This window comes from Dysgonomonas sp. Marseille-P4677, from assembly GCF_016652235.1.
Lineage (GTDB): Bacteria > Bacteroidota > Bacteroidia > Bacteroidales > Dysgonomonadaceae > Dysgonomonas.
The window spans coordinates 1-12,766 of sequence record NZ_JAEPKU010000127.1 but is presented as its reverse complement, the minus strand read 5'-3'; the positions used below and the strand labels follow the sequence as shown (position 1 = coordinate 12,766).

The 12,766-nt window shown below is 36.3% G+C and carries 9 protein-coding genes and 1 pseudogene; 6 read left to right on the top strand and 4 right to left on the bottom strand.

Going from position 1 to position 12,766, the window contains the following annotated elements; genetic code table 11:
- Positions 1-67 precede the first annotated feature (67 nt).
- From JGH11_RS16355 to rnr, 3 genes are all read right to left on the bottom strand, one after another.
- A complete protein-coding gene (locus tag JGH11_RS16355) occupies positions 68-760 on the bottom strand; it encodes an AIM24 family protein (protein WP_201113613.1) in 693 nt (230 codons plus the stop codon).
- 103 nt (positions 761-863) lie between these two features.
- Positions 864-2,033: an acyltransferase family protein gene (locus tag JGH11_RS16350; protein WP_201113612.1), complete on the bottom strand. Its 1,170-nt coding sequence runs from the start codon at positions 2,031-2,033 to the stop codon at positions 864-866.
- 122 nt (positions 2,034-2,155) lie between these two features.
- Positions 2,156-4,315: a ribonuclease R gene (rnr, locus tag JGH11_RS16345; RefSeq protein ID WP_201113610.1), complete on the bottom strand. Its 2,160-nt coding sequence runs from the start codon at positions 4,313-4,315 to the stop codon at positions 2,156-2,158.
- Positions 4,316-4,554: 239 nt separating this feature from the next.
- Between rnr and tsaB the strand changes: the two genes are divergently transcribed.
- The 4 genes from tsaB to JGH11_RS20630 all read left to right on the top strand — a co-directional run bounded on the left by tsaB (position 4,555) and on the right by JGH11_RS20630 (position 9,099).
- Complete coding sequence (gene tsaB / locus JGH11_RS16340) at positions 4,555-5,262, top strand: tRNA (adenosine(37)-N6)-threonylcarbamoyltransferase complex dimerization subunit type 1 TsaB (RefSeq protein WP_201113608.1); 708 nt, start codon at positions 4,555-4,557, stop codon at positions 5,260-5,262.
- Positions 5,263-5,401: 139 nt separating this feature from the next.
- Complete coding sequence (locus JGH11_RS16335) at positions 5,402-5,764, top strand: BlaI/MecI/CopY family transcriptional regulator (RefSeq protein ID WP_201113606.1); 363 nt, start codon at positions 5,402-5,404, stop codon at positions 5,762-5,764.
- Positions 5,765-5,782: 18 nt separating this feature from the next.
- Positions 5,783-7,705, top strand: coding sequence for a M56 family metallopeptidase (locus JGH11_RS16330; RefSeq protein WP_201113604.1), 1,923 nt, complete (start codon positions 5,783-5,785; stop codon positions 7,703-7,705).
- A 77-nt stretch (positions 7,706-7,782) separates the two neighbouring features.
- Positions 7,783-9,099, top strand: a complete 1,317-nt coding sequence (locus JGH11_RS20630; RefSeq protein ID WP_201113602.1) for a tetratricopeptide repeat protein — start codon at positions 7,783-7,785, stop codon at positions 9,097-9,099.
- On the opposite strand, the gene recG is transcribed toward JGH11_RS20630, so the two are convergent.
- Positions 9,096-11,192: an ATP-dependent DNA helicase RecG gene (recG, locus tag JGH11_RS16320; protein ID WP_201113600.1), complete on the bottom strand. Its 2,097-nt coding sequence runs from the start codon at positions 11,190-11,192 to the stop codon at positions 9,096-9,098. The genes JGH11_RS20630 and recG overlap by 4 nt on opposite strands.
- Positions 11,193-11,634: 442 nt before the next feature.
- Here recG and JGH11_RS16315 point away from each other — a divergent pair, with 442 nt between their 5' ends.
- Together JGH11_RS16315 and JGH11_RS16310 are read left to right on the top strand one after the other, a co-directional pair.
- Complete coding sequence (locus tag JGH11_RS16315; protein ID WP_201113598.1) at positions 11,635-12,459, top strand: ROK family protein; 825 nt, start codon at positions 11,635-11,637, stop codon at positions 12,457-12,459.
- A 64-nt stretch (positions 12,460-12,523) separates the two neighbouring features.
- A pseudogene (locus tag JGH11_RS16310) lies at positions 12,524-12,766 on the top strand (glucosamine-6-phosphate deaminase); the annotation flags it as partial.

The following is a 12,766-nucleotide window of genomic DNA, read 5'->3' as shown; positions in this document are numbered from 1 at the left end:
TTATAATAGTAGATGCGGGGAAAATTAGAATTTTCCCCGCATCTACAAATATCTTAATAAGTCTTACTTATTGTCCTGTACCATATGTTTCTTCATAAGGCTGAATTATTACCCAACCGTCGCCTTCAAACATCATTTGTATGCTTTCTCCACTACCGCGACCAATAAATGTTTTTAGTGAAACATCAGTTTTGATGGATGGAGTAAGATTGCCCGACCAAGCCACGGTTGCATTAGGGTCTGTAAAAACAGGATGTCCGGGTTTAACTAATAGGGTCAAAGGTTGTCCGTGGGTTGTAACAGCTACATGTCCTGTTCCACTCAAACGAACCTGAAAAAGACCGCCACCTACAATACCGGCAACGCTTTTCATCATTTTAATATCAGATTTGACATTTTCTTCGTGAGCCAGGATGTCGTTTCCATTTACATTAATGGCTTCGTTTTCTAAATACAAAATACGGATTCTTTTTCCTAGATCAGCGGCGTATACTTTTCCGGTTCCTGATGTTTTCATCATCGTAGTGCCTTCTCCGGACATTGCTTTCTTTAGCAGATTGCCGACACCTTTGCTAAGCATGCCTTCTCTGACAAATTTCACGTTACCGTCGTAAGCTACCATTGCTCCCTTTTTCAACATAACCGTTTGGTTATTGATGTTCAACTCTAACATGTAAGGGCTTTCAAGTTGGAAGAAAGCATTCTTCGAATCGTCCTGAACTGTTTCTTCGATAAAAGCTTTAATTGAATACTTGTTCATAATGGTGTAAGGTTTTTAATTAGGTTTATATTAATAATAGATTTTGCCGTTTTGTGTATAAGCGACAAATGTAGAGTTTAAAAAAACGTAACCAAAGAAATTATTAGATTTTTATATAAATTTTCTTTTTATATAAAATATTGCCTACCAGCCAGCATATGCTTACAAACAATATGGCATAAAGCAAGGAGCCGAAATAATCACCGAAAGACGGTTGTAGAACGACAGAATATATAATTTTTTTAGCTGATATTAATTCATTTTCATATGTAAAGAAAGGTTGTCCTGCTAATATCGCTATTACTCCTGCCAGTACATATATAAATAAAGGATTGACCCCAAACGACTCGAAGAATACGCTCCACCGTTTGTAACCCTTTATATCTATTATCCAGATTAGAAGAGCAAGCAATAATGAAGCTAATCCACATGTGGCAAGAACAAATGTGGGAGACCATATTTTTTTATTGATCGGACATCCATAGCTGAGGAGGAATCCTGCAAATGCAAGAATTGTTCCAATAATGAACAATTGAGTTATCCGCTGTTGATTGTCTTTTATAGTCATAAGTACCGCACCACAACAAAATCCGATAAGCACATGGGCTATTGCCGGAATTGTACTGAGTAGACCTTCGGGATCGAGTGCCAATCCTGAATCTTTATACATATGATCGATACCTAAGACTGCTTGGTCTACAATGGAAATGATATTTTGTTCGCTACGTTCGAATCCATTGCCAAAAAGTAAGAGAAGAAAATAACCAATCAGAGTGACTGCTATGATATGGGGTATATATTTGTGTTTTACCGTTATTGCTACAATAGAAGCCACGCAGTATGTTAATGCTAATCTTTGCATAACTCCTAATATACGTATATGTTCGAAGTTGCTTATCGCTTTAAAGAAGCGTTCTAAAAAACCGATATCTTCGGCTTGGAGAGAGCGATAGGTTGAAAAAGAAATTGAGAACCACGATAATCCGACACCAATTAAGAATATAATAATGGTGCGTTTGATTATTTTGAATAGAGTTGGTGTAGTGAGTTCGAAATTAAATTTTCGCAGTGATATATAGGTTGATATTCCCATTATGAACATAAAAAATGGGAATACAAGATCTGTGGGAGTAAGCCCATGCCATATTTCGTGTTTTAAAGGCGCATAAGTGGTGCTCCCTGATCCTGAATTATTAACTAATATCATACCTGCAATTGTAATTCCACGTAGTACATCTAGTGCTAGTAGTCGTCCGGAAGGTTTTTCTGTCATGTCTTAGAAAATGTTAACAATATATCTATATGTGCAAAAATAGAAGTTTTACTTTTATGGACAATTGAAAACCGGATATTTAACAATAAATATCCGGTTTTGTTGTATTTGTTAAAATAAGGTTATTCTACCAAGGCAAAGTCTAGTTGCTTCCTTTCCAGATTAGCTCTGGCTACTTTAATTTTTAAAGGATCTCCCAAACTGTATGTGCGTTTGTTACGTCGTCCACGAAGGCAATAGTTTTTTTCGTCAAATTCGTAAAAGTCATCATCCAAATCTCGTATCGGAATCATCCCTTCACACTTGTTCTCGTTTATTTCGGCATATAGTCCCCATTCGGTAATTCCTGATATAACGGCATCAAATATTTGTCCCAATTTGTCAGACATATATTCTACTTGTTTGTATTTGATCGATGCACGTTCCGCATTTGCAGCCAATTGCTCCATTTGTGAGCTGTGTTCACATTTGCTTTCATATAATTGTTTGCTTACACTTCGCTCTCCATTCAGGTATCTTGTTAATAGACGATGTACCATCATATCGGGGAAACGACGGATCGGAGATGTGAAATGTGTATAATATTCAAATGCCAGACCATAGTGTCCTATATTTACCGTAGAGTATACTGCTTTGGCCATTGCCCGGATTGCGATAGTTGAAATAAGATTTTCTTCAGCAGTGCCGCTTACTTCATCAAGCAGATGATTTATTGATTTAGATACGGCGGTTTTAGTTCCATCGACTTTTATTTTATATCCGAAGCGGCGAATAAATTCGGATAGATTCTCCATCTTTTCTGCATTCGGAAGGTCGTGTATACGATAGACAAATGTTTTTGCCGTTTTGTTTTTTTGTACGTTTCCTATAAATTCGGCGACAGTACGGTTTGCCAGGAGCATAAACTCTTCTATCAGCTTGTTTGAATCTTTTGCATATTTGAAATATACACTAATTGGTTTTCCTTTCTCGTCTATTTCAAATCTGACTTCATGACGGTCGAATGCTATTGCTCCATGATCGAATCGTTTGCTCCTTAACTTTTTCGCAAGATCGTTCAGTTTTAATATTTCTATATTGAAGTCTCCCTCACCGGTTTCGAGTATAGTTTGTGCTTCTTCGTATGTAAACCGTCTATCGGAGTGTATCACAGTACGGGTTATACGACTTTTCTTTATATTTGCTTCTTCATCAAGCTCGAATATAACCGAGTAGCATAGTTTGTCCTCATTCGGTCGGAGAGAGCAAAGACCATTACTGAGATGTTCCGGAAGCATCGGTATGGTTCTGTCTACCAAATAAATGGATGTAGCTCTGTTTTCGCCTTCTTTATCTATAATATCGCCTTCTTTTACATAGTGCGTCACGTCTGCAATATGTACACCTACTTCCCAGCGTCCGTTTTTCAATTGCTTTATAGATAATGCATCGTCAAAGTCTTTAGCGTCGCGTGGGTCTATAGTAAAGGTTGTTGTATTTCTAAAGTCTTCGCGTTTGGCTATCTCCTCTTCTGTTATTAGATCAGATATAGTATTGGCGTAGGCTTCTATTTTTTCAGGATACTTATACGGTAGGCCGAATTCAGCCAGGATAGCATTCATTTCAGTATTGTTTTCACCAGCTTGTCCGAGTATATCTATTACTTTTCCAATTGGATTTTTTGCTTTCTTCGGCCATTCTACTACCTCAACAAGAGCTTTATCTCCGTCTTTACCTCCTTTTAAATTATCTTTTGGTATGAAAATATCATTTGCGAGAATTTTACTGTCCATTACAAGGAAAGCAAATTGCTTCTGAACATCTAGTGTACCGACAAAGGTAGTTTGTTTACGCTCTAGTATTTCCAATACTTCAGCTTCAGCATCGCGTCCTTTGCGTTTAGCCAACATTTGTACTTTTACACGGTCTCCATTCATCGCATGTGCCGAATTTCGCTCCGCTACAAATATCTGAGTGTTGTCACTATCTTTTCCTTCATCAGGTGTGAAGAAGTTTTTACCATTACTCCTTCTCTCAAACGTTCCTTCAAGGAATAAGCCGCGATTATTCGATTTGTATTTGCCCCGGGTTGTTTCTATGATGAAAGCATCCTCTATAAGGTCATCGATAATGTTAGCTGTCAATTGTTTTTCGGCAGGTTTCTTAAGACCTAATTTTTCAACTATTTGCTTGTGGCTATAAGATTCATCAGAATTTTTATTGAAAAAATTGACAATACTATTTATTATGTCCTTTTTTGTTTTCCTTTTATCTCCTTTGTGCGGCGTTTTATTTTTACTCATGAGCTTATTTGGTATTTTGTCAAATTCTTTGTTTAAAAAACATTCTATTCTAAGAAATGTTTACTTATCAATAATGTGATTGTAATTCTCAAATGTACAAAAAAGAATTAAATTGTGTAATTTTGTATCCCAATTAAGTAATAGTATTATTTGATCGTATTTTTAAGATATATGATATTAGTATTTATTACATTTCTGATTATAGTAAATAGGTCTGCGACCTAAAAAAATAGAAGATAATGCCTTGTATATTAAATATTGAAACTGCAACGGAGGTTTGCTCGGTAGTTGTTGCTAAAGACGGACAAATTGTTTATCAAAAAGAAGAAACCAAAGGACCTTCTCATGCAGTTCTTTTGGGAGCATTTGTCGATGAGGCTATCAGAGAACTTCGAACAAAAGGTATAGTATTGGATGCTGTCGCTGTTAGTTGTGGCCCGGGTTCTTATACCGGATTGCGTATTGGTGTATCAGAGGCTAAAGGGCTTTGCTTTGGCATGAATATTCCATTGATCGCTTTAAGTTCTTTAAAAATCATGGCCAATGGAGTCTTGAAAGATCATAGTTTAGAAAGTGACGCATTACTCTGTCCAATGATAGATGCACGTCGTATGGAGGTGTATGATGTCCTTCTGAATGCGAAGTTGGAGGAAGTTCGTCCAATTACGGCAGATATTATCGACGGCGATTCTTTCGCTCAATATTTTGATAAATATAAAATTATTTTTTTCGGTAATGGCGCTGGAAAATGTAAAGATGTATTGCATCATAATGGTGCATCATTCCTCGAAGGCATTTATCCGCGTGCTTTAGATATGGTAAGTCTAGCCGAAGATGCTTATATGAACGAGAAATTTGAAGATGTTGCTTATTTCGAGCCGTTTTACCTAAAAGAATTTGTGGGTACTACTCCTAAAAATAAGGTATTGACAGACATAGAGAAATAGAAAGCTTGTAAGCAAAATAACTCTATATTTCTTTTCCTAATTACCACTTTTATATATAAAATACACTAAAATATTTTTTACTTTCACAAGTATTCGTATATTTACTAAAAAATAGTAGGATTACGTAATTTTTGAATATATGGAAAAGCTTACTCACCAGGAAGAAACGATTATGTTACACATTTGGCAACTAAAAGAATGTGTAGTAAAAGATATAATAAATGAAATACATGATCCTAAGCCGCCTTATACTACAGTGGCTTCAGTCGTTCGTAATCTGGAGCAAAAAGGATATTTGAATTCAAAAAAATATGGCAATGTTTGGGTTTACACTCCCAAGGTAGAAGAAGATGAATACAAAAAAGTATTTATGTCGAATGTCGTGAAAAGCTATTTTGAAAATTCGTATAAGGAGTTGGTCTCCTTTTTTGTAAAAGAGGAGAAAATATCGCCTGAAGAATTGCTGGAAATAATGCAAATGATAGAAAAAGGTAAAAGTTAACCCGAAATAAGAGACGCCATGGATAACACTATTATAGCATATTTAATAAAGGCATCAGTTGCCTTAGGCCTATTTTATGGGGTCTATATCTTATGTCTGAAAAAAGATACATTTCTGAAATTAAGGCGATTCTTTTTCTTATTTGCAATTCTGTTTTCATTGTTATTTTCTTTGTTTAATGTTGAGATACCAATGACCGAAGAATCTGTTCAGATTCCAACCTATTGGCTTTCAGATATAGAGCTGAGCGATGTCTCTGTTGATGGTTCAGCCGAAAAGCCGTTGAGTGGATGGACTGTAGCCTTACTGCTTTTATCTACAGTTTCAGTCTTTTTTGCATGCAGATTTTTAATACAATTATTCAGCATTTTTAAGCTAAGAATAAGTAATGAGTCTGAAAAAATATCGGAGTTCCGTATTATAAAAATGAAAGAAGTCAAAACTTCTCCATTTTCTTTCTTTCATTGGATATTCATTAATTCTGAGACGGGTACTTCGGTAGAGTTAGCTGAAATAATAGCCCACGAGCAAATTCATGTTAAGCAATATCATTCTATCGATGTGGTATTGTCGGAGATTTTATGTGTTTTTTTCTGGTGGAATCCTTTTGTGTGGTTGCTTAAAAATGAAATGAAAATAAATTTAGAGTATCTGGCAGATAAGGGTGTTTTGGATGCAGGTTTCGATACAAAGGCGTATCAATATATATTACTACAGGTTTCGAATAAAAATACAGGTATACCACTTATTAATAATTTCAATGTATCACAACTTAAGAAACGAATTACTATGATGAATAGAAAGAAAAGTTCAATATTCCTATCAGTAAAATATTTGCTGATTGTTCCGGTTGGAGTAGCTCTAATTCTTGGAAATGCTGTGCAGGCATCGTCAGATCTTATGGGTATTATTGCTCAGAATGAATCTTTAGTCGAAGAATATATAACCGAAGGGCAACAAGTTCCTCAAAAAAAGGATGGAGTTTTTGTAACAGTAGATAAGATGCCGATGTATCCCGGAGGGGAATCTGCAATGCATAAATTTATTAATGAAAATATGAAATATCCGGTAGCTGCTCAGACAGCGGGGATACAAGGGCGGGTAATCGTTAGATTTATTGTAAAAAGTACCGGAGATCTTAGCGATATAATTATTATTCGTGGCGTTGAAAAGCAACTTGATGATGAAGCAATACGAGTGATAAAAGCAATGCCCAAGTGGAATCCCGGTCAGCAAAAAGGCAAAGATGTTGATGTGTATTATACATTACCGTTTGTTTTCAGGTTAGCAGGAGCTAAGAAGATGAAAGAATCCGGGAGTTCTAATGAAACAGTTGTTGTGGGTTATGGTACTCAAAATGATAAAAAATCGGCTGTAGGTGTTGCCTCTTTACAAGAAGCTAAATCAGGAGAGGTGCCGGATCATGCGTTTGTAACCGTAGAAGATATGCCTATGTTTCCCGGTGGTGAATCAGCGATGCATGCTTTCATTAGCGAAAATTTGAAATATCCCGTAGCTGCTCAAACAGCAGGTATTCAGGGGCGTGTAACAGTAAGGTTTATTGTGAGTAAGATAGGAGAGATAAGTGATGTAAATGTGATCAGAGGTGTTGACCCTGCTTTAGACGCAGAGGCAGTACGTGTTGTAAAAGCAATGCCTAATTGGACCCCGGGCAAGCAAAATGGTATAGATGTTCCGGTATATTTTACCTTGCCGATTGTTTACAGACTGAAAGGTAAAACAGATAATAGACCAAACTTATTTGTTTCCGGGGAGAAAATTATAACCGAAAGTGAATATAAGGAGATGGTGAGCGAAGCAAAATCAGATCCGAATGCGATGATGGTGGAGATTGTATTGAATGATGCTGAAGCGATAAAGATATATGGTGAGAAGGCTAGAGGTAAGCGTGTTATAGATGTGAAAAAAGTAAAGAAATAATATGGTAGGCCTAATATTGCTTTTTGACATATAGATAGATGCTTAATCTTTTATCTAATCAATTAACCTATTGACAAGTGAAAAAACGAGTAATTTTATTTTGTCTCCTTTCTTTTGGAGTTGCATCTCTATTCTCCCAGAATTTTCCAAATTTGCTCTCGGATTATCTTCGCAATTTTCAGTATCAAAAAGCTCTCGATTATATAGATAGTCAAGAGCAGACAAAAGAACTTCTTGTCCAAAAAAGTCTTTGCTATAAAGCCCTAGGTGATTATAAGAAATCTCTTGAAGTTCTGTATCCCTTATCGAAAGAATATGAAGGAGATATCCAAATAATAACAGAAATGGCATTCTGTTATGAGGCTTTGTCTCAAAGACAATTAAGCGTTGATTGTTATAATGAACTTATTCGGCTCGATTCGTCTAATGTATATTTCAAGATGCAAAAAGCAGACTTGTTATATCAACAAGGTAAATATCGACAATCATTAGATTTATTTAAGTATATAAATGAAGAACATCATATGTCTAATGCCTTGAAAAGAATTGGACAGTGTTATGAAAAATTGAATATGCCCGATAGTGCTATGGCGTATTTTAAAACCGCTTGGCTGGCTAATTCCAATGATGGTTTTTCTGCAGGAAGCCTAGTTAATCTATGTCTGAAGAATAGTCGTACTATTGAGGCTGTAGCATATTCAGATCTGTATATGGAAACAGATACGACAAATCAACAAATGAATTTGCTGAATGCTCTCAGTTATTATAGTATGGATGACTATGACGAAGCGATTGTCCGATTCAAAAAATGTTATAACAGGGGGGATAGTTCATTGGTTGTGTTACGGAGTTTGGGGATCTCATATTATTCCATGAATGATAGTTATAACGCACAGCCGTTCCTGGAAGAAGCTTTCAGGCAGGACACAACAAATAATAATGTATTATATTGTCTTGCTGTAGCTTGCAACGATATGGGGGAGCATAAAAAAGCAATACCGTATTTTATTAAGTTATTAGATCGAACTATACCTCCCGATCTGACATTGTTTCTTTATTATCGGAATTTAGCCTCTGCTTACGATAAAGGAGCTCATTATCGGGAGGCGGCAGATACTTACACCAAGGCATTAGCATACGGTGGAGAGAATCAGAAAATGAATTTATACTATACAATTGGAAATCTCTACGAACATTCTATCAAAGATCGAAAAAAGGCATTGGAATATTTTACGTTATATCAAATCAGTTTAGCCGATTATATTAAAGAATTAAAAAACAAAGAAGGTGTTGAACCGAAAGAAATAGAAGAGGCCGAATTTAAAGCAAAGCATCTGGATTCTCATGTGTCGAAACTAGAAAATGAAGTTCCAAATATACAGATGCGGAACTAGCTTATTAGGCCCCAGTTATATTTGTTACCGCCTAATTTTCGCAGCTGTCTTTTTAGTATAAGATTATCAGGTTTTTCCATCAAAGGATCTTCTTCCAAGATTTTTTGTGCTACTTCGCGAGCATATTGTACTATTTCACCATCACGTACAAGGTTGGCTATCCGCAGATTGAATGGAATGCCGCTTTGTTGTGTTCCTTCAAGGTCTCCGGGGCCTCGTAGTTTAAGGTCTGCTTCAGCTATTTCAAAGCCATCATTACTCTCTACCATAATATTTATACGCTTGCGTGTTTCGGCGGAAAGCTCATATGGAGTAACCAGTATGCAATATGATTGGTCTGCTCCACGTCCTACTCGCCCCCTTAGCTGGTGAAGCTGGGAAAGACCGAAACGTTGGGCCGATTCAATTACCATTACCGAGGCGTTGGGTACGTTAACTCCCACCTCTATAACTGTAGTTGCAACCATTATTTGTGCTTCGTTTGTCACAAATTTTTGCATTTCAGCATCCTTTTCTTTAGGCTTCATCTTGCCATGCACTTTGCATACAGTATAATCGGGAAATACCTCTTTTATATGCTCGAATCCTTCTTCCAGGTTTTTTAAATCCAGTTTTTCGCTTTCCTCGATCAATGGGTATACCATATATACCTGACGTCCTTCTTCTAGCTGTTTCCGAATAGACTGATACAATGCACCTCGTTTTTTATCATACTGGTGAATAGTTTGTATCGGTTTACGTCCGGGAGGAAGTTCATCGATAACAGAGACATCAAGGTCTCCATATATAGTCATAGCCAGAGTACGTGGAATAGGAGTGGCTGTCATTACCAGAATATGAGGAGGATTGACATTTTTTGTCCACAATTTTGCTCTTTGAGCTACTCCAAAACGATGTTGTTCATCTATTACCACTAGTCCGAGGTTCGCAAACTGTACTGTATCCTCTATCAAAGCATGAGTGCCTACTAATATCTGAAGGTCATTTGTTAACAGGGCATTATGTATCCGTTCTCGATCTTTTTTCTTGGTAGAGCCGGTGAGTAATTCTACGTTTACGTCCATATCTTTCAAAAATTCTTTTATGGTATGGAAATGTTGAGTCGCCAGTATTTCGGTAGGAGCCATCAGGGCGGCCTGAAAACCATTATCGAGAGCTATCAGCATCAACATCAGGGCCACAAGTGTTTTTCCACTACCGACATCCCCCTGCAGCAGGCGATTCATTTGCTCTCCCGTCGCCATGTCTTGCCGTATTTCTTTGATAATACGCTTTTGCGCATTAGTGAGTGGGAACGGAAGGTTCTGCTCGTAGAAAGTATTGAGGTAACCACCTACTTTAGTGAATACGGAACCTTTTAGCTTCGATTTGCGATCGGCTGTATACCTTAATATATTGAGTTGGATATAAAATAGTTCTTCAAATTTCAGTCTGTACTGAGCTTCTCTTAATAAAGTTGCATTTTCGGGAAAATGAGCATTGCGCATAGCTTGTTTCAGTCCCATCAAATGAGATTCTTTTATCACTTTCTCAGGTAATGTTTCTGCCAGATTTTTTACTACAGACGTGAATGCGGCTGCCATTATCTTTTGCATTGCTTTCGAATTTAGATAATGGTTTTTCATCTTTTCCGTCGTATTGTAGTATGGCATCAACCCGGTCGGACGTTTTTCTTCATCGATATAGGGATCAATATCCGGATGCGCTATATTAAATTTATCACCAAACATGGTCGGCTTGCCAAAAACTATATATGGAGAATTTACTCTGTATTTGTCTTCAATAAACCTTGCTCCCTGAAACCAAACCAAATCAATAAACCCAGTGCCATCGGTAAAATGTGCCACAAGGCGTTTTTTTCGCCCTTCACCGAACGTTTCAAATGCTGTGATTCTGCCTTTAATTTGTATATAAGGCATATTTCCATCTATTTCATGAATGAAGTAGATTCGGCTTCGATCTATATATTTATATGGAAAATAATAAAGTAGATCTTCCACCGAGAATACATTAATTTCTTTATTCAGTATTTCGGCTTTTCTGGGTCCTACTCCAGCTAAAAACTTTATGTCTGTCTGCGATTGATCCATCATTATCTTAAATCCAAAACCGTATTGTGTTGTAAAGTTAAAATATTTTGTTTGATTATAGATTCTATTCCCGATTTTAAGAGGAATGTTCAGTTTATAAAATTAGAGAGGCTTGCTTTTTATGTACTAAAATTTATTACGATCGATTTTGATGAAGAATATTAAATAAGTTTTTCTATATTGCAAATGTTATTAGAAATGGATCAAATCGTTAAATTGTTACATAAATTACACAAATTGGAAGCTGTCTTATTTATTAAATGTTAATTAACAATTCGTGTGGTGTTTTTCTCCTTTAGAAGTATATATTTGTACTGTATTATTATGAAAAACATAAAGGAGAGACTATTTTAGCAATGTTTAAGCTGAAGTTAGTATTTGTGACGAACTATTAGACTTTAAAAATAGATAGTTATCCTGTTAAATAACACTTATTATTGATGTTATGAGAATTGGAATAGATATAGATGGCACGAGCATGCGATTAGGCATTGTCGATGGAGGGGAGATTTTTAGAAAACTTGTTGTTCCTGCACGAGCCGATGAATCGGAAGAAGTCATAATTAATCATTTGATAGAATCAATCAGAAAAATAATCAACTCTAATATTAGAGGTATAGGGATTGGCGTTTCGGCTATCGTGAAAACTGACAAAGGGATAGTTCAGGATGCCATTAATATACCATCGTGGAAAAGAGTTCCTCTTAAAGATATCCTCGAAAAAGAATTTAAAGTTCCCGTTTTTGTAAATAACGACTCCAACTGCTTTGCTTTTGGAGAGCGCTATTATGGTGAAGGTACTCTATATCGTGATATAATATGTGTAACCTTAAGCCTGGGAGTAGGGACCGGAATTATTATTAATAATGAATTATATAACGGATTTAATACAGGTGCCGGAGAAATAGGTAGCCTGCCGTATTTGTATTCAGACTATGAGCGTTATTGTGGAGAGAAATTTTTTATACGTAACGATACTACAGTCGAAGAAGCATATAGATTGGCTCTGGAAGGTGACGCTAGAATGCTCGCCTTATGGGGAGAATTGGGAGAGCATATAGGTAGTCTTATCAAAACAATCCTTTTTACTTACGATCCACAAGCTATTATTTTAGGTGGGACTATCGTGAAAGGATACGAATTGTTTTCTGAGAAAATGTACGAAAGTGTATATAAATTCCCATTCCAAGATACAGTAGAGCGGATTAAGATATTATTATCGAGAAGAGAAGACGTTAATCTTCTGGGAGCTGCAGCTCTTGTTCTTTAAAGCCTCTATATGTTCGATATGAAAACAGTTTTCAAACATAAATTATATATAAAATAACTTTAATATGAGATTAGATTTAAGTTCACAAATCGTATTGGATAGGGTACCACAACGTTACTATCGTCCTGAAAATGAATTTGAGCTGTCGGCTCTTACACGATATGAAAAAGTACCGACTGAAATATATGAATCATCTGTTGAAGCGTCTATACATATTGCTAAACAAATAGCAAAAAGGATTAAAGAGAAACAGGCGACAGGTTCTCCATTTGTATTGGCTTTACCAGGTGGACATTCTCCACAAACG